The sequence below is a fragment of the Kluyvera sp. Awk 3 genome, assembly GCF_028069715.1.
Taxonomy (GTDB): Bacteria; Pseudomonadota; Gammaproteobacteria; order Enterobacterales; family Enterobacteriaceae; genus Kluyvera; species Kluyvera georgiana_A.
On the sequence record NZ_JANEWH010000010.1, the window covers coordinates 1 to 23,619 of the forward strand.

The following is a 23,619-nucleotide window of genomic DNA, read 5'->3' on the forward strand; positions in this document are numbered from 1 at the left end:
ATTTTATACAATGTAATAAATTTGAACCTCTGATATTAATTAATATCTCCACTAGCGATCGTATTATGAAAATAAAGTAACATCATTGCGATAAAGGGGAATATTGTCGGAGTCAGAGGCTGTTGTCATGATACTCCCCACTCATTGCGGGGCGTTGTCTAGCGGGCGGTGTGCCAGAGGGCTGGGCTTTCAGGGTAGCGAGCTGCCAGATAGTCGCCAAGCGGGGTGTCTCCCGGGAAACGTAGCTCAGGCGCAATTTCAAACAGCGGCCACAGCATAAAGCTGCGGTTGTGCATATCGTAGTGCGGAACCGTCAGACGTTCCGTATCAATCACCGCATCGCCAAACAACATAATATCGAGATCCAGCGTCCTCGGACCCCAGCGTTCGGCTTTACGCACACGGCCCTGCTGTAGCTCGATACGTTGGGTATGATCCAGCAACGCCTCAGGCGACAAGTCAGTGTCGAGGGCCACGGCGGCGTTCAGATAATCAGGTTGGTCCTGTGGGCCTAACGGCGGCGTGCGGTAAAACGACGATACCGCCAGCAAGCGGCTTTCGGGGATGGCACCGAGCGCCTCAATGGCAGCATTTACCTGCTCCAGCGGAGAGGCGAGGTTGCTGCCGATAGCGATATAAACGACGGTCACGCGCTACCTTCACGGCGCGGTGCGCGTTTACGCGGGCGGCGATGGCGACGGCGGGTGTCCGGCTCGTCGCCCAGATCGTTGAGCATCTCTTTTTGCGCCGGCGGCGCGACCACCTGGAATTCGCTCCACCATTGGGTCAGGCGTTGCAATTCGTGGTTGTTTTCGGCTTCGGCGCGCAGCGCCAGCAGGTCGTAGGCGGCGCGGAATTTCGGATGCTCCATCAGCTTCCACGCGCGCTTACCCTGACGGCGGGACATGCGCAGCTGTAGCTGCCAGATATCGCGCACCAGCGTGGTAATGCGTTTTGGAATCGCCAGTGAACGGCAGGCTTCATCCAGCACGTCGTTCATCGCCAGCGCGAAAGCGTCGTAATAGGCCAGTCCGCTCTCCTGAGCGATTTTCTGCGCCATTTCCAGCAGCGGATACCAGAACATCGCGGCGAACAGGAACGCCGGGTTAACGCGCATATCGTTACGAATGCGGTTGTCGGTGTTCTTCAGCACCTGGGCGATGATGCGTTCCATCGGGCTGTCGCCGTCTTCGGTGAAGTAGCGAGTGATGGTCGGGAACAGCGGCTGGAACAGGTTGTATTCGCGCAGCAGCTTGTAGGTTTCAAAGCCGTAGCCCGCCTGTAGCAGCTTCAGCGATTCTTCAAACAGGCGCGCCGGAGGTACGTCGTGCATTAAGGTCGCCAGGCGCGGAATCGGCTCGGCGGTTTCCGGGTTGATGCGCATATCCAGTTTGGCAGCAAAGCGCACGGCGCGCAGCATACGTACCGGATCTTCACGGTAGCGGGTTTCCGGATCGCCGATCAGGCGGATGACGCCGTCTGACAGATCCTGCATGCCGCCAACGTAGTCGCGTACGGTGAAGTCCGCCACGCTGTAATAAAGGCTGTTGATGGTGAAGTCGCGACGCTGGGCGTCTTCTTCAATAGAGCCGAAGATGTTGTCGCGCAGCAGCATGCCGTTTTGCCCACGCTGGGAGGTGGTGCGATCGGACTGACCATCTTCGTGGTGACCACGGAAAGTGGCGACTTCAATAATTTCCGGGCCAAACATAACGTGGGCCAGGCGGAAGCGACGACCAACCAGGCGGCAGTTGCGGAACAGCTTACGCACCTGATCGGGTGTGGCGCTGGTGGTCACGTCGAAATCTTTTGGTTTTTTGCCAAGCAGCAGGTCGCGAACGCCGCCGCCAACGAGGTAAGCCTCGTAGCCTGCTTTATTCAAACGATAAAGAACCTTGAGGGCGTTTTCGCTGATATCTTTGCGGGAAATAGCGTGCTGCTCGCGCGGAATGACGGTCATAGCAGGTTTTGCGATGGCGTTTTCAGCCTCGCTCTCCTCACGGCTCAGCACCTTGCGGCAAAAATTAGCGACTCGGGTAAAAATGGTGCACCTCGGTAGTATCTGACTTTAGGACAAAAAAATAGCGGCTAATCATAGCTCAGCACAACGCATTTGAGAATGGCGGATTGATCTTCGCCGTCTCAGGCACCGTCGTCAGCGACCACTGAGCAACCGCATTGTGCAATAAATCCGCCGTACTGACATCCTGCCATTGCGTCGGAACCGGCTGGCCTAAAAAGCGCAGCGCCTCAATAAGTACCGGGCGTGGATCCCCAACAGGAAGAGCAGGTGCATGATTTTGCTTGGAAAGTTTAGCACCTTCTTCATTCAATGCCAGCGGCAGGTGAATATAGTCAGGCGCTGGCCAGCCAAACTGCTGGTACAGCGAGATCTGGCGGACGGTTGGCTCGATCAAATCGGCTCCACGGACAATTTCCGTCACCCCCTGAAAATGGTCGTCGACCACCACGGCGAGATTATAAGCAAATAATCCATCACGGCGATGAATAATGAAATCTTCGCGGGCCAGGCGTTCGTCGGCCTTGATTGTGCCGCGCAGCAGGTCAGTGAATTCGGTCACAGGATATGTCTGACGCAGACGCAGGGCGGCATTTTGCGGGCCGTTTCTGAGATCGCGACAGTGGCCGTCATAGGTACCGCCAATGCTCTGAATGCGCGCGCGCGTGCAGGTGCAGTAGTAGCACAGATCCTGGCTTTTCAGCCAAGCCAGCGCTTCACGATAGGCATCGTGGCGCTGCGACTGCCACAGCACGTCGCCGTCCCAGTGCAGGCCGTAATGTTCCAGCTGATGCAAAATGGTGGTTGCAGCACCGGGAACTTCACGAGGGGGGTCGATATCTTCAATGCGCACGCGCCAGATACCCTGCTGAGCGCGGGCCTGGAGATAGCTGCCAAGGGCGGCAATCAACGAGCCGAAATGTAGCTCACCGGAAGGAGAAGGGGCAAAGCGCCCGATATAAGGTTGTGTTGACATGTTTAGTGCAATAAAAAACAACAAGGCGGGAGAGATTCCCGCCTTGAAGATAGAGTGTTAGCGTTCTCTTAACCTGCCATCTGCTTTTCGCGGATTTCTGCCAGCGTTTTGCAGTCAATACACAGGTCAGCCGTTGGACGCGCTTCCAGACGACGAATACCAATTTCAACACCGCAGGACTCGCAGTAGCCGAAATCTTCGTCTTCGACTTTCTTCAACGTCTTCTCGATCTTTTTGATCAACTTGCGTTCACGATCGCGGTTACGCAATTCGAGGCTGAACTCTTCTTCCTGTGCGGCACGGTCTACCGGATCCGGGAAGTTTGCAGCTTCGTCCTGCATATGTGTAACGGTGCGATCGACTTCATCCCTAAGTTGATTACGCCATGCTTCAAGAATACGTCTGAAGTGCGCCAGCTGGGCTTCGTTCATATACTCTTCGCCTGGCTTCTCTTGGTACGGCTCCACCCCAGCGATGGCGAGAATACTCAGGGACGATGTTTTACGGTTTTGCCCTTCTTGCATGTTGCTTCTCCTTAACACGCACTATCGATCCCCGTGTTCGGGGGAAAAATCAGGCCGCTATAAATAGCAGATGCTTTTCCGGATGGCAATTATCTAAACGTAACACTTGACAATGCTGTGAGGAAAAGCGTATTTGCGCCGCAGCCCGAACACTTTCTATTCAACTCCACCCCGCGTTAACGCAACGGGTAACGGCGATATCAGAGTCATATTATCGGCAGAAAGTTCCGCTTTATAAGCCAAAATTTCCACCCCCTGTTTTTGCGCTTCTTGCAACAACTGTGCGTATTTAGCATCAATATGGTGTGCTGGAGAGAAATATTCAATGGCTGAGTGCAATATTGCAAACAGCAAAACGGCGCGTTCGCCGCTGGCCACAACGCCCATCAGCTCGCGCAAATGCTTCTGTCCGCGCACGGTGACGGCATCGGGAAAATAGCCGAACTCATTTTCCGCGAGTGTGACCGACTTCACTTCAATATAGCAGTTGGGGCGATCATCTGCCTGTAACATGAGGTCAATTCGACTATTTTCCTCACCATATTTCACTTCGCTTTTCAGGGTGTTGTAGCCGGCAAGTTCGGGAATACAGCCTGTCAGAATCGCGTCTTTGGCCAGGGTATTTGCGCGTAACGTGTTCACACAAATAAAATCCCCGTTTTGCGTCTGGGTTAATTCCCATGTGTGGGGATATTTACGCTTAGTATTTTCTGATGTGGAATACCACACGGTGTCCCCTGGCGTTGCGCAGCCGGTCATCGCGCCGGTGTTAGGGCAGTGCAGGGTAAAGGTTTCGCCTTCTGGCGTAATGACATCGGCGAGAAAGCGTTTGTAACGCTTGATAAGCGTCGCGGACTGAAGCGCGGGGATAAACTGCATCGGATTTCCTTCGTTATTCGCTGAGCGTCCAGCGCTGCAATGAGGTATATCGCGTACGACCGCCGGTGAAGCGCGATTCGTACAGCGCAAACTCGGTGACCGGGATTTCCCAGTAAAAACCGGGCGCGGGAATCGGCACCGCCTGTCCGGCGTTGCGCAGTAGCGTGAGATGCGGGTGAAACGGCTGTGGGCTTTGATAACAGCCGCTGCGTGCGGCCTGGGCGCGCAGCATGTTGGCCAACTGAAGCAGACCGCGCGGCGGCTGGCGCGTGCCAAGCCAGACCACGCGCGAGCGCAGCCACTGACCGGCGTCGTCAAGATGTAGCGTAAAGCCTGGCTGACGGATGCGCCCCGCCATGGCCGCCAGCGCGCGCTGTTTTTCCGCACTGACTTCGCCCAGAAAAGCCAGCGTCAGATGCATATTGGCTGCCGCCACCGGCACGCCCGCATCGGCGGGAAAATGATCCGCGCGCCACTGCACCAGTTGCTTCTGGATTTTCGGCGGAATCGCAATGGCGAAAAACAGTCTTTTTGACTCAGACATGGTGGGGACTCGGTTATGAATTGAGGCGATGCTACAATGTCCGCCGTTTAATGTTAACCCTCTGGAGCCATTCGTGTCCCTGTTGCCGGTCGCAAGCGTCCTTCCTGAACTTCTCCATGCCTTACGGCAAGCCCCGCAGGTGCTGCTGAACGCGCCGACGGGCGCGGGTAAATCCACCTGGCTGCCGCTGCAAATTTTGCGCGAGGGCGGAATCGATGGGCGCATCCTGCTGCTGGAGCCGCGCAGGCTAGCGGCGCGTAACGTCGCGCAGCGTCTGGCGGAGCTCCTCGGCGAGAAGCCGGGCGAGACGGTGGGCTACCGGATGCGCGCAGAGACCTGCGTGGGGCCAAATACCCGCTTAGAAGTGGTGACCGAAGGGATCCTCACCCGCATGATCCAGCACGATCCCGAACTTATGGGCGTGGGGCTGGTGATCCTCGATGAGTTCCACGAACGCAGTTTACAGGCGGATCTGGCGCTGGCGCTGCTGCTTGACGTTCAGCAGGGGCTACGTGACGATCTCAAGCTGCTGATCATGTCGGCCACGCTGGATAACGACCGTCTACAGCGCCTGCTGCCGGACGCGCCTACTGTGGTTTCCGAAGGGCGCGCTTACCCCGTCGAACGCCGCTATCAATCATTGCCCGCGCATCAGCGTTTTGATGAGGCCGTGGCGATCGCGACGGCCGAGCTTCTGCGTCATGAGCACGGCTCGCTGCTGCTGTTCTTACCCGGCGTCGGTGAAATTCAGCGGGTGCAGAATCACCTTGCTGAACGCGTGGCCGATGATGTGCTGCTGTGCCCTTTATACGGCGCGTTGCCGCTGAGCGAACAGCGGCAGGCCATTCTGCCCGCGCCAGCCGGCAAGCGTAAGGTTGTGCTGGCGACCAATATTGCTGAAACCAGTTTGACCATTGAAGGCATTCGTCTGGTGGTGGACAGCGCCCAGGAGCGGGTGGCGCGTTTTGACGTGCGCACCGGGTTAACGCGTCTGCTCACTCAGCGTGTCAGCCAGGCCTCGATGACCCAGCGCGCGGGGCGTGCCGGACGTCTGGAGCCGGGCGTGTGCGTGCATCTGCTGGCGAAGGAACAGGCCGAGCGCGCGGCGGCGCAGAGCGATGCGGAGATTTTACAAAGCGATCTCTCCTCGCTGCTGCTGGATCTGATGCAGTGGGGCTGTGCCGACCCATCGCAACTGAGCTGGCTCGATCAGCCGCCTGCGGTGAACCTGGCGGCGGCCCGTCGGCTGCTGACGCAGCTTCAGGCGCTGGAGGGCGAACGCCTGACGGTGAAAGGGCAAAAGATGGCGGCGCTTGGCATCGAACCGCGTCTGGCGGCGATGCTGCTGGCGGCGCAAAGCGACGACGAGGTGGCGACGGCAGCCCGATTGGCGGCAATCCTTGAAGAACCGCCGCGCGGTGGCAATAGCGACCTGCTCCAGGCGTTTTCCCGCGCTCATGGGCCATGGCAGCAGCGCAGCCAGCAGCTTTGCAAACGATTGAATCGTCGCGCCGGGCAGCCGGATGTGGACGCCATTGCGCCGCTGCTGGCGCAGGGGTTCCCTGACCGTATTGCCCGCCGCCGCGGCCAGGAAGGCCGCTATCAGTTGGCGAATGGTATGGGGGCAATGCTGGATGCTGACGATGCGTTAGGCCGTCACGAGTGGTTGATTGCGCCGCTGCTGTTGCAGGGCAGCGCCTCGCCGGACGCGCGTATTTTGCAGGCCTGCGCGGTGGATATTGACGCGCTGGTCAGCCGCTGCCCGCCGTTGCTTCAACAATCCGACACCATTGAGTGGGATGATGTGCAGGGCACGCTGAAAGCGCTGCGGCGTAGTCAAATTGGCCAACTGACGTTGAGTGTACGCCCGTTGGCCAAGCCGTCCGAAAGTGAATTGCATCAGGCGATGCTTACCGGTATTCGCGAGAAAGGATTAAGCGTGTTGAACTGGACGAACGAAGCGGAACAGCTACGCTTGCGGTTACAATGCGCGGCGCAGTGGCTGCCGGAAGAGGCATGGCCCGCGGTGGATGACGCGTCACTGCTGGCGGAACTGGAGAGTTGGCTGTTGCCGCAGATGAGCGGCATACATTCGCTGCGTGGCCTGAAATCGCTGGATATTCACCAGGCGCTACTCGACTGGTTGCCGTGGTCATTACGACAACGTCTGGTGAGTTCGCTGCCAACTCATTACACTGTGCCCACGGGAAGCCGTATTGCGATTCGCTACCACGAAGATAATCCGCCTGCGCTTGCCGTACGTATGCAGGAGATGTTTGGCGAAGCCAGTACGCCGACTATCGCCGAGGGGCGTGTAGCGCTGGTGCTGGAGCTGCTGTCACCGGCGCAGCGGCCGCTGCAAATTACGCGTGATTTAAGCGCGTTCTGGCAGGGGGCGTACCGCGAGGTGCAAAAAGAGATGAAAGGGCGTTATCCGAAACACGTCTGGCCGGACGATCCGGCGAATACCGCGCCAACGCGGCGGACGAAGAAGTATTCTGCCTGATGGCGCTACGCTTATCAGGCCTACGTTTAAGCGAGTAGGCCGCATAAGGCGAAGCCGCCATCCGGCATAAACACAGCGTAAAATTGAGAGATATCTTCTTCTGTCCTGTGACAGAAGAATTGAGAATCAGGCCTTTATGCCTGAATGTTGCGGAGAAAAAGCATGGCGGGGAATGACCGCGAGCCGATTGGACGGAAGGGCAAGCCTGCACGTCCGGCAAAACAAAAGGTAAGCCGTCGACAGCTCAGAGATGATGAGTATGACGACGATTATGATGATGATGGCTACGACGACGAAAAACCACGTGCGCGTAAAGGCGGCAAGGGGAAAAAACCGCGCGGCAAACGCCGCTGGTTCTGGTTCCTGGTCAAACTGGGGATCGTCTTCGCGGTACTGATTGCTATCTATGGCGTCTATCTGGATCAAAAAATCCGTAGCCGCATTGACGGTAAAGTCTGGCAGCTGCCGGCGGCGGTGTATGGCCGCATGGTTAGCCTCGAGCCGGATATGGCCATCAGCAAGAACGAGATGATTCAACTGCTGACGGCGACCCAGTATCGTCAGGTGACGGCGATGACGCGCCCCGGTGAATTCACCGTGCAGGCCAACAGCATCGAGATGATCCGTCGTCCGTTCGATTTCCCGGACAGCAAAGAGGGGCAGGTGCGCGCGCGTCTGACCTTCGACGGCGCGCGTCTCGATAGCATCGAAAACATGGATAACAACCGTCAGTTCGGTTATTTCCGACTCGATCCGCGGTTGATTACCATGATGTCCTCGCCGAACGGCGAACAGCGTCTGTTTGTGCCGCGCAGCGGCTTCCCGGACTTGTTGATCGATACCTTGATTGCGACCGAGGACCGCCACTTCTACGAGCATGATGGCATCAGCTTCTACTCCATGGGTCGTGCGGTGCTGGCGAACCTGACTGCCGGGCGGACGGTGCAGGGGGCGAGTACGCTGACCCAGCAGCTGGTGAAGAACCTGTTCCTGTCCAGCGAGCGTTCCTACTGGCGTAAGGCCAACGAAGCCTACATGGCGCTGATTATGGACGCCCGCTACAGCAAAGACCGCATTCTTGAGCTGTATATGAACGAGGTGTACCTCGGTCAGAGCGGTGACAACGAAATTCGCGGCTTCCCGCTGGCGAGCCTCTACTACTTTGGCCGTCCGGTGGAAGAGCTGAGCCTTGACCAGCAGGCGCTGCTGGTGGGCATGGTAAAAGGGGCGTCGATTTATAACCCGTGGCGTAACCCGAAACTGGCGCTGGAACGTCGTAACCTGGTGCTGCGTCTGCTGCAGCAGCAGAACGTGATCGACCAGGAGCTGTACGACATGCTGAGCGCGCGTCCGCTGGGCGTGCAGCCGCGCGGCGGGGTGATTTCACCACAGCCGGCGTTTATGCAGATGGTGCGTCAGGAGCTGCAGGCGAAGCTGGGCGATAAGGTGAAAGATCTCTCCGGCGTGAAGATTTTCACCACCTTTGACTCCGTGGCGCAGGATGCGGCTGAAAAAGCGGCCACCGAAGGCATCCCGGCGCTGAAGAAGCAGCGTAAGCTGAGCGATCTGGAAACCGCGATGGTGGTCGTTGACCGCTTCAGCGGTGAAGTGCGTGCGATGGTCGGCGGCGCAGAGCCGCAGTTTGCCGGCTACAACCGCGCCATGCAGGCGCGTCGTTCCATCGGTTCTCTGGCGAAGCCGGCAACCTACCTGACCGCGCTGAGCCAGCCGAATCAGTATCGCCTGAACACCTGGATCGCCGATGCGCCGATTTCGCTGCGTCAGCCGAATGGCCAGGTGTGGTCGCCGCAGAACGATGACCGCCGCTACAGCGGTCAGGTAATGCTGGTGGATGCGCTGACGCGTTCAATGAACGTGCCGACGGTTAACCTCGGTATGGCGCTGGGCCTGCCCGCCGTCACCGATACCTGGCTGAAGCTGGGCGTGCCGAAAGACCAGCTCAACGCCGTACCGGCGATGCTGCTTGGGGCACTGAACCTGACGCCGATTGAAGTGGCGCAGGCATTCCAGACCATTGCCAGCGGCGGTAACCGCGCGACTCTGTCGGCGCTGCGTTCGGTGATTGCGGAAGACGGTACCGTGCTGTATCAGAGCTTCCCGCAGGCCGAGCGTGCGGTGCCGGCACAGGCGGCGTACATGACGCTGTGGACCATGCAGCAGGTGGTTCAACGCGGTACCGGTCGTCAGCTGGGCGCGAAATACCCGAACCTGCATCTGGCAGGGAAAACCGGGACCACCAACAACAACGTCGATACCTGGTTTGCTGGTATCGATGGCCGTGAAGTGGTGATCACCTGGGTAGGTCGCGATAATAACCAGCCGACCAAGCTATACGGCGCGAGTGGTGCGATGTCTATCTATCAGCGTTACCTGGCAAGCGAGTCGCCGATTGCGCTGGATCTGACGCCGCCAGAAGACGTGGTCAATATGGGCGTGGATGAAGGCGGTAACTTTATCTGCGGCGGTGGCGGCATGCGTATGCTGCCGGTCTGGACGACCGACCCGGATGCGCTGTGCCAGCAAAGCCAGCAGCAGATAGAGCAGCAGCAGTCGACGAACCCGTTTGACTCGTCCTCTTCACAGCCGCAGCAGCAACAACAGCAGCAGCCGCAGCAAGAGAAGAAAGAGAGCGACGGCGTAGCCGGCTGGATCAAGGATATGTTCGGCGGGAATTAATCGCGTAATGCACCCACTAAAAGGCCTCTGTCTCTGACAGAGGCCTTTTTATATCCAGGTTTTTTCTTTTTTTTAACCTCATTATTTCATCTGTTTGTTTCTTAACCCCTTAGTTTTTGTAGGGGCGCGTATTGCTTGCTATCGACGCAATTTTTCGCCTATCATGCTGCTCGTTATAATAATAATTCTCGTTTACGTTATCATTCACTTCATCAGAGAAATACCAATGGCGCGTCTTAAAACTGCTCAGCCAAGTCTCTCGCTGCGTAAAATCGCAGTCGTAGTAGCCACAGCGGTTAGCGGCATGTCTGTTTATGCACAGGCAGCAGATAAACCGAAAGAAGAAACCATCACCGTCACCGCCGCTCCGGCTCCTCAAGAGAGCGCCTGGGGTCCGGCAGCCACGATTGCTGCACGACACTCTGCAACGGCAACTAAAACGGATACTCCTATCGAAAAGACGCCACAGTCTATTTCTGTGGTGACTAGCGAAGAGATGGCGTTACATCAGCCGAAATCAGTGAAAGAAGCGCTGAGCTATACGCCTGGTGTTGCGGTAGGGACGCGCGGTGCATCTAATACATATGACTACCTGATCATTCGTGGTTTTGCTGCCGATGGTCAGAGCCAGAATAACTACCTCAACGGTATGAAGATGCAGGGCAACTTCTATAACGATGCGGTAATTGACCCCTATATGCTGGAGCGTGCTGAAATCCTGCGCGGGCCGAGCTCTGTTCTTTACGGAAAGAGTAGCCCAGGTGGTTTACTGAATATGGTCAGTAAGCGCCCGACTACCGACCCGTTAAAAGAAGTCCAGTTTAAAATGGGCACCGATAGCCTGTTCCAGACCGGTTTCGATTTCAGCGATGCGCTGGATGAAGACGGTGTCTATTCCTATCGTCTGACGGGCCTGGCGCGTTCTGCCAATGCACAGCAGGATCGTGCTGGTGAGCAGCGCTATGCTATCGCGCCGGCTTTCACATGGCGTCCGGATGACAAAACTAACTTTACCTTCCTCTCTTACTTCCAGAATGAGCCGGAAACGGGCTACTACGGCTGGTTACCGAAAGAGGGGACGGTTGAGCCATTGCCAAATGGCCATCGCCTGCCGACTGATTTCAACGAAGGCGCGAAAAATAATACCTACACCCGTAATGAAAAAATGGTTGGCTATAGCTTCGACCATGAATTCAATGACACCTTTACCGTGCGTCAGAACCTGCGTTATGCGGAAAACAAAGTCTCGCAGAATAGCGTTTACGGCTATGGTGTCTGCTCTGATGCATCAAATGCGGGTAACAAACAGTGTGCGGCATTGTCGTCTGCTGACAAAGGCCATTATCTGGCGCGTAAGTACGTCGTTGATGATGAGAAGTTGCAAAACTTCACCGTTGATACCCAATTGCAGAGCAAGTTTGCTACCGGCCAGGTTGATCACATTCTGCTGACCGGGGTTGATTTCATGCGTATGCGCAATGATATCAACTCCTGGTTTGGCTATGACGATTCCGTACCGCTGATGGACCTCTATAACCCGTCCTACGGCAACTTCGATTTCAACTCTAAAGATCCGGACACTTCCGGTCCGTATCGTATTCTGAACAAGCAGAAGCAAACCGGGCTGTATGTTCAGGATCAAGCGCAGTGGGATAAAGTGCTGGTTACGTTGGGTGGTCGTTATGACTGGGCGAACCAGAGCGCATTCAACCGCGATACCGGTGTGACCTCCGAACGTGATGATAAGCAGTTCACCTGGCGTGGCGGCGTTAACTATCTGTTCGATAACGGCGTGACTCCGTACTTCAGCTACAGTGAATCGTTTGAACCTGCTTCACAGACCGGCGAAGGCGGTAAAGTCTTCGCGCCCTCTAAAGGTAAGCAATACGAAGCGGGCGTAAAATATGTCCCGAACGATCGCCCGATCGTTGTGACCGGCGCGGTTTATCAGCTGACCAAATCTAATAACCTGATGGCCGATCCGAATGGGTCGTTCTACTCGGTTGAGGGCGGTGAAATTCGCGCTCGCGGCGTAGAAATCGAAGCGAAAGCGGCGCTGTCGGCGAGCGTTAACGTGGTCGGTTCTTACACCTATACCGATGCAGAATACACGACGGACACCACTTACAAAGGCAACACGCCTGCGCAGGTTCCAAAACACATGGCATCTCTGTGGGGTGATTACACCTTCTATGATGGCGCGCTGTCTGGCTTGACGTTGGGTACAGGGGCTCGTTTAACGGGTTCCAGCTATGGCGATCCGGCTAACTCCTTCAAAGTGGGCAGTTACACCGTTGTCGATGCGTTAGTACGCTATGACCTGGCTCGCGTAGGTATGGCCGGTTCCAACGTTGCGCTTCATGTGAATAACCTATTCGATCGTGAATACGTCGCCAGTTGCTTCAATACCTATGGCTGCTTCTGGGGCGCAGAACGTCAGGTTGTTGCGACCGCAACGTTCCGTTTCTAACCACCTCCAGGGCGCGGATTTTCCGCGCCCTTTAACATGTTGACGGTTATGCAGGACAACACAACTCATTCAGATACGACCTTTTCTCTCGAACAGGTCGTTTTTCGCGTTCCGGGCCGTACGCTGCTTCATCCTCTCTCTTTAACCTTTCCTGCGGGCAAAGTGACCGGGCTCATCGGCCACAACGGTTCGGGCAAATCGACCCTGTTGAAAATGTTGGGCCGCCATCAGCCGCCGTCGGAAGGGGAGATCCTGCTTGACGGTCAGCCGCTCGACAGCTGGAACAGCAAAGCGTTTGCCCGCAAGGTGGCCTATTTGCCACAGCAACTGCCGCCCGCTGAAGGGATGACGGTGCGTGAACTGGTGGCGATTGGCCGCTACCCATGGCACGGGGCGCTAGGGCGTTTTGGCGTTGCCGACCGTGAAAAGGTGGACGAGGCGATTGCGCTGGTGGGGCTGAAGCCGCTGGCCCAGCGCCTGGTTGACAGCCTGTCCGGCGGTGAGCGTCAGCGTGCATGGATCGCCATGCTGGTGGCGCAGGATAGCCGTTGCTTGCTGCTTGATGAACCGACGTCCGCGCTGGATATTGCTCATCAGGTCGATGTGCTGGCGTTAGTACATCGCCTGAGCCAGCAGCGCGGCCTGACCGTGGTAGCGGTGCTGCACGATATCAATATGGCGGCGCGTTACTGCGACTATCTGGTGGCCCTGCGCGGTGGCGAAATGATTGCCCAGGGGACGCCGGATGAACTGATGCGCAGCGACACGCTGGAACGTATTTATGGTATCCCGATGGGGATCCTGCCACACCCGGCCGGTGCTGCACCGGTAAGTTTTGTCTATTGATGGCTGACGTAAACCTGATTAGCCGCCGTCGGTTACTGACGGCGATGGCGCTGTCGCCGCTGTTGTGGCGGATGCAAACGGCGCAGGCCGCGCCGATGAACAACGAGCGTATTGTGGCGCTCGAATGGTTACCCGTTGAGCTGATGCTGGCGCTGGGCGTCACGCCATACGGCGTCGCGGATATTCCCAACTACCGTATGTGGGTCAACGAACCGGTGCTGCCGGATTCGGTGATTGACGTTGGCTTGCGCACGGAGCCCAATCTGGAGCTACTGACGCAAATGAAGCCGTCGATGCTGGTATGGTCGGCAGGCTATGGCCCTTCGCCGGAGGTGCTGGCGCGCATCGCGCCGGGGCGTGGCTTCGCGTTCAGCGACGGGAAACAGCCGCTGGCGCAGGCGCGACGCTCGTTGATGGAAATGGCGGACCTGCTGGGTAAACAAGCGGCCGCACATCGCCATCTGGCGGAATTTGATGCCTTTATCGATGGACTGAAGCCGCGTTTCCGTCAGCGTGGGGAGCGCCCACTGCTGATGATGTCGCTGCTCGATTCGCGTCATGTGCTGGTGTTCGGCCCGAACTGCCTGTTCCAGGAAGTTCTCGACCGTCTGGGGGTTAAAAACGCCTGGCAGGGTGAAACCAACTTCTGGGGCAGCACGGTCGTGGGGATTGACCGGCTGGCGGCCTATAAAGACGTCGATGTGATTTGTTTCGACCACGGTAACGCTGCGGAAATGCGCAGCTTGTCGGCCACCCCGTTATGGCAGGCGATGCCATTCGTACGCGCTGGCCGCATGCAGGTCGTACCGGCGGTCTGGTTCTATGGCGCCACGCTATCGGCGATGAATTTCGCCCGTATCCTGGATAATTCGTTGGGAGGCAATGCGTGAAAACGACCTTCTCTCCCTTTGCTGCGCTGTTGCTGGGGCTGCTGTTTATTGCTGCGTTGGCGCTGACCTGGTTTAACTTCAACACCGCGCTGCCGGGTTCACTCTGGTTGCAGGCGATGCGTCAGCCGAATATCGACGCCATTGACCAGATGATTTTCCACTACAGCCTGCTGCCGCGCCTGGCGATTGCGCTGCTGGTTGGGGCTGGGCTGGGGCTGGTCGGCGTGCTGTTCCAGCAGGTTTTGCGTAACCCACTGGCAGAACCGACGACACTTGGCGTGGCCACTGGCGCGCAGCTCGGTATGACCATTACCACTCTGTGGGCGATACCGGGGGTGCTGGCGGCACAATTTGCCGCGCTGGCGGGGGCCTGCATCGTCGGGGCGCTGGTGTTTGGCGTCGCGTGGGGTAAACGGCTTTCGCCGGTCACGCTGATTCTCGCCGGTCTGGTGGTGAGCCTCTACTGCGGCGCCATCAACCAATTGCTGGTGATTTTCCACCACGATCAACTGCAAAGCATGTTCCTGTGGAGCACCGGCACGCTGACGCAGACCGACTGGAGCGTGGTGCAGCGTTTGTGGCCGCAACTGCTGGGCGGCGTGATGTTGACGTTGCTGCTGCTGCGTCCGCTGACGCTGATGGGGCTGGATGACGGCGTGGCCCGTAACCTCGGGCTGGCGCTGTCGCTGGCTCGACTGGGGGCGCTAACGCTGGCGATCGTCATCAGCGCCTTACTGGTTAACGCGGTGGGGATTATTGGTTTTATCGGCCTGTTTGCGCCGCTGCTGGCGAAAATGCTGGGGGCGCGGCGTTTGCTCTCCCGACTGCTGCTGGCGCCGTTGATTGGCGCGTTGATTCTGTGGCTCTCCGATCAACTGATTCTGTGGCTGTCGCGAGTCTGGATGGAGGTCTCTACCGGCTCCGTCACCGCGCTAATTGGCGCACCGTTGCTGCTGTGGCTGCTACCGCGTTTGCGCAGCATGAGCGCGCCTGCAATGAACGCCAGCGACAGCGTTGCCCGCGAACGGCAGAACGTTGCGTGGTTTGCGCTGGGCGGGTTAGCCATCCTGTTGATTGCCGTATTTGCGGCGTTGTCGCTGGGGCGTGACGCTTACGGCTGGCACTGGGCCAGCGGTTCGCTGCTGGATCAACTGCTCCAGTGGCGCTGGCCGCGTATCGCCTCCGCGCTGATCGCCGGGATGATGCTGGCGGTCGCGGGCTGCATTATTCAGCGTCTGACCGGCAACCCGATGGCCAGCCCGGAAGTGCTGGGAATTAGCTCCGGTGCGGCGTTCGGCGTGGTGCTGATGCTGTTTATCGTGCCGGGCAACGCCTTTGGCTGGCTGCTGCCTGCCGGGAGTGTCGGCGCAGCGGTCACGCTGCTGATTATCCTGATTGCAGCCGGGCGCGGCGGCTTCTCGCCGCACCGCATGCTGCTGGCGGGGATGGCGTTGAGCACCGCATTCACCATGTTGCTGATGATGCTACAGGCCAGCGGCGACCCGCGTATGGCGCAGATTTTGACGTGGATTTCCGGCTCGACCTACAACGCCACAGGCAAGCAGGTGATGCAGTCGGCGGCCGCGATGGTGGTTCTACTGCTGCTGGTGCCGCTGTGCCGTCGCTGGCTCACCATTCTGCCGCTTGGCGGTGTAACGGCGCGGTCGATCGGTATGGCGCTGGCGCCGACCCGCATTGCGCTGCTGCTGTTGGCGGCGAGCCTGACGGCGGCGGCGACGCTAACCATCGGGCCGTTGAGCTTTGTCGGTTTGATGGCGCCGCATATCGCGCGGATGATGGGGTTCCGGCGGACGATGCCGCATATGGTGATTTCCGCCCTGGTTGGCGGCCTGCTGCTGGTGTTTGCGGATTGGTGCGGACGAATGCTGATGTTTCCGTATCAGGTGCCCGCGGGGCTGCTGTCGACCTTTATCGGCGCGCCGTACTTTATCTATTTGCTGAGGAAGCAGAGCCGCTAGATGAAAGGGTGAGGGAACGTCCCCCCTCACCCCGACCCTCTCCCCAAAGGGGCGAGGGGGAAAAGCGAGCTGGTGCCGTAGGTGAAGGCTGTTCCGAACGGTTCCCTCTCCCCGATGGGGAGAGGGCTAGGGTGAGGGGGAACTGCGCGTATATCCCTTACAGCTGGGCAAACACCCGACGCGCCGCATCGATGGTGTTATCAATATCTTCTTCGCTATGGGCAACCGACATAAAGCCCGCCTCAAAGGCCGACGGCGCCAGATATACCCCTTCTTCCAGCATCAGATGGAAGAAGCGCTTGAAGCGCTCAACGTCGCACTTCAGCACATCCTGATAGCAGGTGACTTCTTTGGCATCGGTGAAGAAAATACCGAACATGCCGCCCACGTTGTTGACGACCAGCGGGATACCAGCGTCTTGTGCGGCATCCAGCAAGCCTTGCGCCAGCTGGTTGGTCAGCTCGGTCAGCGTCTCGTGGACGCCCGGCTGCGCCACTTCGGTCAGGCAAGCGTAACCCGCTGCCATCGCAATCGGGTTACCGGAGAGCGTACCCGCCTGGTAAACCGGGCCGGTTGGCGCCAGCGCGTCCATCACGTCACGACGGCCGCCGAACGCCCCTACCGGCATCCCGCCGCCGATGATTTTGCCCAGACAGGTCAGGTCCGGCACCACGTCGTAGTAGGACTGTGCGCCCGCCAGCGCCACGCGGAAGCCGGTCATTACTTCATCGATAATCAGCAGCGCGCCAAACTCGTCGCACAGGGCGCGCAGGCCCGGCAGGAACTCCGGCTGTGGCGGAATGCAGTTCATGTTGCCGGCGACCGGTTCAACGATAATGCAGGCGATCTCCTGCGGATACTGCTCGAACGCCGCGCGCACGGACGCCAGATCGTTATAGGTGCAGGTGAGGGTATGTTTGGCGAAGTCTGCCGGGACACCCGGTGAATTTGGCTGGCCGAGGGTCAGCGCGCCGGAACCGGCTTTCACCAGCAGGCAGTCGGCATGGCCATGGTAGCAGCCTTCAAACTTGATGATTTTGTCGCGGCCCGTGAAGCCGCGGGCCAGGCGAATGGCGCTCATGGTGGCTTCGGTACCGGAGTTGACCATACGGACCATATCCATGGTAGGCACCAGTTCGGTCACCAGCTTCGCCATGGTCACTTCCATTTCGGTCGGCGCGCCGAAGCTCAGGCCGCGCTCGGCCGCTTCAATGACCGCGTTGCGGATAGCCGGATGGTTATGTCCCAGCACCATTGGCCCCCAGGAGCCGACGTAATCGATATAGGCTTTACCATCGACGTCGTACAGGTAGGCGCCATCTGCGCGTTCGATAAACAGCGGCGTGCCGCCAACGCCGGTGAAGGCGCGTACCGGCGAGTTAACGCCGCCAGGGATGAGTTCACGCGCTGCGCTATAGAGGTTTTCAGATTTGCTCATTGCCAGGATCCTGGTTCGTGAAAAATGTTTTGTCCGCTATTCTAAATTATTCCGTAGAGGTTATGAAATTTTTGCCTGATTGCAACAAAGCCCTCCTGAAGCAATTTTTTCGCGACGTAGCGCACAGGTGTGGGTAAAATGCTCCCCCTTCCTATTTGTATTACCAATTAGTGATGACGGTATGAAAGCTGAAATACCCCCTTTAGAGGCACAACGGATTGTCCGTTTACGCCGCCGTGACGTGGTGCGTAAATTGTTGAATCGCGATAAAACGCCGCTGATGGTGCTCCTGATGGCCGCCGTGGTTGGCGCGCTGGTGGGTTTAGTCGGCGTGGCGTTTGAGCATGCGGTGAACTGGGTGATGAACGCGCGTATTGGCACGTTGGCTCAGGTTGCGGACCATTGGTTTATCGTCTGGCCGCTGGCCTTTATTCTGTCGGCGCTGCTGGCGATGGTAGGTTACTGGCTGGTGCGTCGGTTTGCGCAGGAGGCCGGTGGCTCGGGGATCCCGGAAATTGAAGGCGCGCTGGAAGAGTTACGTCCGGTGCGCTGGTGGCGCGTGTTGCCGGTGAAATTTATCGGCGGCATGGGCACGCTCGGTGCCGGTATGGTGCTGGGACGCGAAGGGCCGACGGTGCAGATCGGCGGCAACGTAGGGCGCATGGTGAGCGATATCTTCCGCCAGCGCGGCGAAGAAGCGCGCCACACCCTGCTGGCAACGGGCGCGGCGGCGGGCTTGTCGGCGGCCTTTAACGCGCCGCTGGCGGGCATACTGTTCATTATTGAAGAGATGCGACCGCAGTTCCGCTACAGCCTGATTTCAATTAAAGCGGTGTTTACCGGCGTTATCATGTCGAGCATTGTGTTCCGCATCTTCAACGGCGAAACACCGGTGATTGAGGTCGGTAAACTGAGCAACGCGCCGGTCAATACGCTGTGGCTGTATATGGTGCTGGGCATTGTGTTCGGCTGCTTTGGGCCGCTGTTCAACACGATGGTGCTGAAGACCCAGGATATGTTTTTCCGCATCCACGGTGGCAATATTAAAAAATGGGTACTGATTGGCGGTCTGATCGGCGGTTGCTGCGGCGTACTGGGGCTGATTCAACCGGCGGCATCGGGCGGCGGCTTTACCCTGATCCCGATTGCGGCGGCGGGTAACTACACCATCGGCGCGCTGCTGTGTTTGTTCATTGTTCGCGTCGTGACCACGCTGCTGTGCTTCTCCTCCGGCGCGCCAGGCGGGATTTTCGCACCGATGCTGGCGTTGGGCACGTTGCTGGGGACCGCGTTTGGCACGGCGGCGGCGAGTCTGTTTCCGGCTTATCATCTGGACGCTGGCACTTTCGCCATCGCCGGAATGGGCGCGCTGCTGGCGGCTTCCGTTCGCGCCCCGTTGACCGGTATCGTGCTGGTACTGGAGATGACCGATAACTATCAGCTCATTTTGCCAATGATTATCACCGGGCTCGGTGCCACGCTATTAGCGCAGTTCCTCGGCGGACAACCGCTTTATGCCACTATCCTGGCGCGTACGCTGGCCAAGCAGGAAGCCGAGCAAGAGGCAAAAGCCCGGCAGGTTGCCGGGGAGAATACTTGAACGATTTACCAGGGTATTAGATAATGACCCAAAGAGTCGGGTTACTATTTGCCCAGACTAGCTGTAGTAATGGGAGCATAAAATGAGTGATGACGTAGCGCTGCCGCTGGAGTTTACCGACGCCGCAGCCAAAAAAGTAAAAGTCCTGATTGCGGATGAAGAGAATCCAAACCTGAAGCTGCGTGTGTACATCACGGGCGGCGGCTGCAGCGGCTTCCAGTACGGTTTTACCTTTGACGATCAGGTCAACGAAGGCGATATGACCATCGAAAAACAGGGCGTTGGCCTGGTGGTTGATCCAATGAGCTTGCAGTATCTGGTAGGCGGTTCCGTTGACTATACCGAAGGTCTGGAAGGTTCACGTTTTATCGTGACCAACCCGAACGCGACCAGCACCTGCGGCTGCGGTTCTTCCTTCAGCATTTGATGATCAAATGTCTAAAATTGCCCGCTTAGCCGCGGGCAATTTTGTTTGCAAGCAGGGTTAGCGCCCGTTGTCGTCCAGCGCAAAGGTCGGCAGCTTCAGATGCCAGCGAATGGCGGCCAGACGAATGGCCAGCGTCACCACCATCCCCATCATACTGGCGTTTTCCAGCGGCACTTTGAAGGTGTAATAGGCTGTCGCGTGGACGATCCCGCCAATAATACAGGCGGTAGCGTAGATTTCGGTGCGCAGAATCATCGGCACTTCGCGCGCCAGCACGTCACGGATAATCCCGCCGCCGACGCCGGTCACCACCCCCATACAGACCGCGACCAGCGGCCCGGAGTGCGCGATAAACGCTTTATTGACGCCGATGCCGACGAACACCGCCAGCCCGACGGCGTCGAGCACCGGCAGCACCCACTTCGGCAGGCGACGCGGTTGGCGCACCAGTACGATGGTCAGCATACAGGTCACCATTGCCACGACCAGGTCGGTCGGGTCTTTTACCCAGAATACAGGGCCGTTGGCGAGCGCCATATCGCGAATCGTTCCGCCACCGACGGCGGTAACGACGCCCAGAACCAGCACGCCGAACGGATCCATGCGCAGTTTCCCCGCCAGCAGTACGCCGGAGACGGCGAAAACAATGGTGCCAACAATATCAAGCCAGTAGACAAGCATGACCAATTACCCAATTAATGAACCTGCGACAGCGCAGTACAGAGTTGTTTTGCGGCGAGGATAATACGTGGGCTTGCCCGTTCAAACCAGTCACTATTAAGGGGAATAACCGGGATTGTGAGCTGACTGGCCCAGTAGCGCTGAATTTTCGGAATCTGACTTTCGTCACCGGCGGCGACAATGGCCTGCGGCTGACGCGTCAGTACCTGCTCACGGCTCACCTGCGGCCAGGCGACGCGGCTGTCGGCAAAGATGTTCTGACCGCCGCAAATCTCCAGCACCTGGTTCTGAATCGCGCTTTTGTTACTGGTGAAGATAGGGTTGAAACCGAACTGCATAAACACGCGCTTTTTCGGCGCATTGGCGTACTGCGCCTTCAGTTGAGTGTAGTCGCGCATCAGCGCGGCGGCGGCCTGCTCGGCTTTTTCCGGCTGCGGGCTCCACTGTGCCAGCTTACGTAGCGCGGCGGCGATGTCTTCAATACTGTGTGAGTCAATCCACAGCACGGTAATGCCGAGCGACTGCAACTGATTGACCGGGCGCTCGGCGTTGCCTTCCTTCCACGCCAGCACGACGTCCGGATGCAGCGCCACGATGCGCTCCAGGTTGATGCCTTGCCAGGAGGCGACCTGTTCGATCGTTTTGGCCGCGGCGGGGTAGTCAGACCACGCGCTGACGCCAACGGGGGTGATCCCGGCGGCAAAGGCCAGTTCGGTATTGGCAGGGGAGAGGGAGATAACCCGCGGCGCGGCATAGAGCCACGCCGGGGCGCTAAACAGCAGGGCCAGCAGCCCTGTCATCAAGCGCTTAGCCATGTGCGAGTTTCTGCACCAGCGTTTCAACCATCAGCGTCGATTGCTTCGCGGCAACCGCCAGGAATTCGTCAAAGCTCAGGTGGGACTCTTTGTCGGCAACGTCGGAGATGGCGCGCACCACCACGAACGGCACGGCAAAGCTGTGGCAAACGTGGGCAATGGCGGTAGCTTCCATCTCAACGGCAATGGCCTGCGGGAAGTTGCGACGAATTTTCGCCAGCCCTTCGGCGCCGTTAATGAAAGCGTCGCCGCTGACGATCAGGCCGCGTACCGCATTCAGATCCAGCGCCTTGATGCAGGTTTCGGCGGCGGCAATCAGTTTATCGTCGGCTTTGAACGCCGCCGGGCAGCCGGCCATCTGGCCGATTTCGTAGCCGAATGCGGTAACGTCGGCATCGTGATAGCGCGCTTCATCGGAGACCACGATATCACCCACTTTCAGCGTCGGCGCCAGACCGCCCGCGGAACCGGTGTTGATGATAACGTCCGGCTGGCAGCGCTCCAGCAGCAGGGCTGCGCCCATCGCGGCCGCGACTTTACCAATGCCGGACTTCAGCAGAGCAACGTCCACGCCGTTCAACTGGCCGGTGTAGATTTCACTGCCGCCGAGGGTGATAGTCTGACGATTTTCGATTTTGTCACGCAGCAGCGTAACTTCTTCTTCCATTGCGCCAATAATGCCGATTTTCATAGATTTACTCGCGATGTGCCATGTTTAAAGGCATAGTCTATCATGCGGTTCAGGGGAAGCGCATTTCTCGCGACGGAGAGGCTATGGCTAAGATTGATTTTCGTAACAAAATTAACTGGCGTCGGCGCTATCGTTCACCGCAAGGCGTCAGCTCGGAGCATGAGATCCTGCGCATTTTTGAAAGTGACCGTGGGCGCATCATCAACTCGCCGGCGATTCGCCGTTTGCAGCAGAAAACCCAGGTCTTCCCGCTGGAGCGTAATGCCGCCGTTCGCACGCGCCTCACTCACTCGATGGAGGTCCAGCAGGTAGGGCGCTATATCGCCAAAGAGATTTTAAGCCGCCTGAAAGAGAAAAAGCTGCTGGTGGCCTACGGTCTGGACGAGTTGACCGGGCCTTTTGAAAGCATCGTTGAGATGGCTTGCCTGATGCATGATATCGGCAATCCGCCGTTTGGCCATTTTGGCGAAGCGGCAATCAACGATTGGTTCAGCCAGCGTCTGGCGCCGAAAGATGCGCTGCGCCAGCCGCTGAGCCATGACCGCTGTGAAGTTGTGAGCCTCCAGCTGCGCGAAGGTGAAGAGACGCTGAATGAGTTGCGCCGTAAGGTGCGTCAGGATCTGTGTCACTTTGAAGGCAACGCGCAGGGGGTTCGACTGGTGCATACGCTAATGCGTATGAACCTGACCTGGGCGCAGGTGGGGTGTATCCTGAAATATACGCGCCCGGCCTGGTGGGTGGGTGAGACGCCAGCGACCCACAGCTATTTAATGAAAAAACCGGGCTACTACCTGGCCGAAGAAGGTTATATTTCGCGCTTACGTAAAGAACTGGATTTAGCACCTTACAATCGCTTCCCATTAACCTGGATTATGGAAGCGGCCGATGATATTTCTTATTGTGTTGCGGACCTTGAGGATGCCGTTGAAAAACGAATCTTCAGCGTTGAGCAGCTGTATCAGCATTTATACGATTCCTGGCCGGAGCATACAAAAGGCTCACTGTTCGCACAGGTGGTGGAAAATGCCTGGGATAAATCTCGTGCTAATTCATTAAGCCGCAGTACTGAAGACCAGTTCTTTATGTATTTACGGGTGAACACATTAAATAAACTGGTGCCCTATGCGGCGCAGCGGTTTATTGAAAATCTGCCACAGATTTATGCTGGTGACTTTAATCACGCACTACTGGAAGATGAAAGCAGCTATAGTCAGTTGCTGAATCTTTATAAGAATGTAGCTATAAAACATGTGTTTAGCCATCACGAAGTTGAACAGCTGGAATTGCAGGGTTACCGTGTTATTGGCGGCTTGCTGGATATTTACGCGCCGTTGCTTAAATTATCCTTAAGCGATTTCAGTGAACTGGTGGAACACGAGCGGGTTCGTCGATTACCCATTGAGTCGCGCCTTTTTTGCAAGCTCTCAACGCGACATCGTTTAGCTTATGTTGAGGCTGTGAATAAAATTTCACGCGACGCCCTTGAATTTCCGGTGATGGAATATTATTACCGTTGTCGTCTGCTTCAGGATTATATCAGCGGAATGACCGACCTCTACGCGTGGGATGAATATCGACGACTGATGGCAGTAGAATAATCAGAAGTTTTGTAAAGACGCTCAATAAATTTTTACTT

General features: G+C 57.6%; 19 protein-coding genes. 9 read left to right on the top strand and 10 right to left on the bottom strand.

Annotated features, from left to right (window positions below):
- Positions 1-158: 158 nt before the first annotated feature.
- From folK to thpR, 6 genes are all read right to left on the bottom strand, one after another.
- A complete protein-coding gene (gene folK, locus NNN71_RS03945; protein WP_271457919.1) occupies positions 159-650 on the bottom strand; it encodes a 2-amino-4-hydroxy-6-hydroxymethyldihydropteridine diphosphokinase in 492 nt (163 codons plus the stop codon).
- Positions 647-2,044, bottom strand: a complete 1,398-nt coding sequence (pcnB, locus tag NNN71_RS03950; RefSeq protein ID WP_271457934.1) for a polynucleotide adenylyltransferase PcnB — start codon at positions 2,042-2,044, stop codon at positions 647-649. The genes folK and pcnB overlap by 4 nt, the downstream gene beginning before the upstream one ends.
- A 55-nt stretch (positions 2,045-2,099) precedes the next feature.
- On the bottom strand, positions 2,100-2,996 hold the full coding sequence (gene gluQRS / locus NNN71_RS03955) for a tRNA glutamyl-Q(34) synthetase GluQRS (protein ID WP_271457920.1): 897 nt from the start codon (positions 2,994-2,996) through the stop codon (positions 2,100-2,102).
- A 68-nt stretch (positions 2,997-3,064) separates the two neighbouring features.
- Positions 3,065-3,520 (bottom strand): RNA polymerase-binding protein DksA, encoded by a 456-nt coding sequence (dksA, locus tag NNN71_RS03960; RefSeq protein ID WP_001155227.1) that lies wholly within the window; start codon positions 3,518-3,520, stop codon positions 3,065-3,067.
- Between the two features lie 156 nt (positions 3,521-3,676).
- Positions 3,677-4,399 carry a DNA/RNA nuclease SfsA gene (gene sfsA, locus NNN71_RS03965; protein ID WP_271457921.1) on the bottom strand — a complete coding sequence of 241 codons (723 nt, stop codon included), beginning with the start codon at positions 4,397-4,399 and terminating at the stop codon, positions 3,677-3,679.
- Positions 4,400-4,412: 13 nt separating this feature from the next.
- Entirely contained in the window at positions 4,413-4,943 is a 531-nt protein-coding gene (thpR, locus tag NNN71_RS03970) for an RNA 2',3'-cyclic phosphodiesterase (RefSeq protein ID WP_271457922.1), read from the bottom strand.
- Between the two features lie 73 nt (positions 4,944-5,016).
- Between thpR and hrpB the strand changes: the two genes are divergently transcribed.
- The 6 genes from hrpB to fhuB all read left to right on the top strand — a co-directional run bounded on the left by hrpB (position 5,017) and on the right by fhuB (position 16,331).
- Positions 5,017-7,449: an ATP-dependent helicase HrpB gene (hrpB, locus tag NNN71_RS03975; RefSeq protein ID WP_271457923.1), complete on the top strand. Its 2,433-nt coding sequence runs from the start codon at positions 5,017-5,019 to the stop codon at positions 7,447-7,449.
- Positions 7,450-7,611: 162 nt separating this feature from the next.
- Positions 7,612-10,146, top strand: a complete 2,535-nt coding sequence (mrcB, locus tag NNN71_RS03980; protein WP_167576724.1) for a bifunctional glycosyl transferase/transpeptidase — start codon at positions 7,612-7,614, stop codon at positions 10,144-10,146.
- A 226-nt stretch (positions 10,147-10,372) separates the two neighbouring features.
- On the top strand, positions 10,373-12,616 hold the full coding sequence (fhuA, locus tag NNN71_RS03985; RefSeq protein WP_271457924.1) for a ferrichrome porin FhuA: 2,244 nt from the start codon (positions 10,373-10,375) through the stop codon (positions 12,614-12,616).
- A gap of 48 nt (positions 12,617-12,664) precedes the next feature.
- Positions 12,665-13,462, top strand: coding sequence for a Fe3+-hydroxamate ABC transporter ATP-binding protein FhuC (gene fhuC / locus NNN71_RS03990; RefSeq protein WP_223803286.1), 798 nt, complete (start codon positions 12,665-12,667; stop codon positions 13,460-13,462).
- A complete protein-coding gene (gene fhuD / locus NNN71_RS03995) occupies positions 13,462-14,352 on the top strand; it encodes a Fe(3+)-hydroxamate ABC transporter substrate-binding protein FhuD (protein ID WP_271457925.1) in 891 nt (296 codons plus the stop codon). The genes fhuC and fhuD overlap by 1 nt, the downstream gene beginning before the upstream one ends.
- Positions 14,349-16,331: a Fe(3+)-hydroxamate ABC transporter permease FhuB gene (gene fhuB, locus NNN71_RS04000; protein WP_271457926.1), complete on the top strand. Its 1,983-nt coding sequence runs from the start codon at positions 14,349-14,351 to the stop codon at positions 16,329-16,331. Before fhuD ends, fhuB begins: the two co-directional genes overlap by 4 nt.
- A gap of 157 nt (positions 16,332-16,488) precedes the next feature.
- Here fhuB and hemL read toward each other — a convergent pair whose 3' ends face one another.
- On the bottom strand, positions 16,489-17,769 hold the full coding sequence (gene hemL / locus NNN71_RS04005; RefSeq protein ID WP_163447253.1) for a glutamate-1-semialdehyde 2,1-aminomutase: 1,281 nt from the start codon (positions 17,767-17,769) through the stop codon (positions 16,489-16,491).
- Positions 17,770-17,950: 181 nt separating this feature from the next.
- Between hemL and clcA the strand changes: the two genes are divergently transcribed.
- On the top strand, positions 17,951-19,369 hold the full coding sequence (clcA, locus tag NNN71_RS04010) for a H(+)/Cl(-) exchange transporter ClcA (RefSeq protein ID WP_249022297.1): 1,419 nt from the start codon (positions 17,951-17,953) through the stop codon (positions 19,367-19,369).
- A gap of 82 nt (positions 19,370-19,451) precedes the next feature.
- The gene (gene erpA / locus NNN71_RS04015; RefSeq protein WP_064547553.1) at positions 19,452-19,796 is read left to right on the top strand and encodes an iron-sulfur cluster insertion protein ErpA; all 345 of its coding nucleotides are present in this window, start codon (positions 19,452-19,454) and stop codon (positions 19,794-19,796) included.
- A gap of 57 nt (positions 19,797-19,853) precedes the next feature.
- Here erpA and NNN71_RS04020 read toward each other — a convergent pair whose 3' ends face one another.
- From NNN71_RS04020 to mtnN, 3 genes are read right to left on the bottom strand one after another with little or no spacing between them, the layout of a single operon-like run.
- Positions 19,854-20,477 carry a TRIC cation channel family protein gene (locus NNN71_RS04020; RefSeq protein WP_064547555.1) on the bottom strand — a complete coding sequence of 208 codons (624 nt, stop codon included), beginning with the start codon at positions 20,475-20,477 and terminating at the stop codon, positions 19,854-19,856.
- Positions 20,478-20,491: 14 nt separating this feature from the next.
- Positions 20,492-21,292: a vitamin B12 ABC transporter substrate-binding protein BtuF gene (btuF, locus tag NNN71_RS04025; protein ID WP_271457927.1), complete on the bottom strand. Its 801-nt coding sequence runs from the start codon at positions 21,290-21,292 to the stop codon at positions 20,492-20,494.
- Positions 21,285-21,983, bottom strand: coding sequence for a 5'-methylthioadenosine/S-adenosylhomocysteine nucleosidase (gene mtnN, locus NNN71_RS04030; RefSeq protein WP_065356557.1), 699 nt, complete (start codon positions 21,981-21,983; stop codon positions 21,285-21,287). The genes btuF and mtnN overlap by 8 nt, the downstream gene beginning before the upstream one ends.
- Positions 21,984-22,066: 83 nt before the next feature.
- Between mtnN and dgt the strand changes: the two genes are divergently transcribed.
- Positions 22,067-23,581, top strand: a complete 1,515-nt coding sequence (dgt, locus tag NNN71_RS04035; protein ID WP_167576717.1) for a dGTPase — start codon at positions 22,067-22,069, stop codon at positions 23,579-23,581.
- Positions 23,582-23,619: the final 38 nt, after the last annotated feature.

What these genes read in the sequence shown, in the direction of transcription:
- gluQRS (WP_271457920.1), bottom strand. Translation starts at nt 2,996, where the DNA reads ATGTCAACACAACCTTATATCGGGCGCTTTGCCCCTTCTCCTTCCGGT.
- dksA (WP_001155227.1), bottom strand. Translation starts at nt 3,520, where the DNA reads ATGCAAGAAGGGCAAAACCGTAAAACATCGTCCCTGAGTATTCTCGCC.
- sfsA (WP_271457921.1), bottom strand. Translation starts at nt 4,399, where the DNA reads ATGCAGTTTATCCCCGCGCTTCAGTCCGCGACGCTTATCAAGCGTTAC.
- thpR (WP_271457922.1), bottom strand. Translation starts at nt 4,943, where the DNA reads ATGTCTGAGTCAAAAAGACTGTTTTTCGCCATTGCGATTCCGCCGAAA.
- mrcB (WP_167576724.1), top strand. Translation starts at nt 7,612, where the DNA reads ATGGCGGGGAATGACCGCGAGCCGATTGGACGGAAGGGCAAGCCTGCA.
- fhuA (WP_271457924.1), top strand. Translation starts at nt 10,373, where the DNA reads ATGGCGCGTCTTAAAACTGCTCAGCCAAGTCTCTCGCTGCGTAAAATC.
- fhuC (WP_223803286.1), top strand. Translation starts at nt 12,665, where the DNA reads ATGCAGGACAACACAACTCATTCAGATACGACCTTTTCTCTCGAACAG.
- fhuD (WP_271457925.1), top strand. Translation starts at nt 13,462, where the DNA reads ATGGCTGACGTAAACCTGATTAGCCGCCGTCGGTTACTGACGGCGATG.
- hemL (WP_163447253.1), bottom strand. Translation starts at nt 17,769, where the DNA reads ATGAGCAAATCTGAAAACCTCTATAGCGCAGCGCGTGAACTCATCCCT.
- clcA (WP_249022297.1), top strand. Translation starts at nt 17,951, where the DNA reads ATGAAAGCTGAAATACCCCCTTTAGAGGCACAACGGATTGTCCGTTTA.
- erpA (WP_064547553.1), top strand. Translation starts at nt 19,452, where the DNA reads ATGAGTGATGACGTAGCGCTGCCGCTGGAGTTTACCGACGCCGCAGCC.
- NNN71_RS04020 (WP_064547555.1), bottom strand. Translation starts at nt 20,477, where the DNA reads ATGCTTGTCTACTGGCTTGATATTGTTGGCACCATTGTTTTCGCCGTC.
- btuF (WP_271457927.1), bottom strand. Translation starts at nt 21,292, where the DNA reads ATGGCTAAGCGCTTGATGACAGGGCTGCTGGCCCTGCTGTTTAGCGCC.
- mtnN (WP_065356557.1), bottom strand. Translation starts at nt 21,983, where the DNA reads ATGAAAATCGGCATTATTGGCGCAATGGAAGAAGAAGTTACGCTGCTG.
- dgt (WP_167576717.1), top strand. Translation starts at nt 22,067, where the DNA reads ATGGCTAAGATTGATTTTCGTAACAAAATTAACTGGCGTCGGCGCTAT.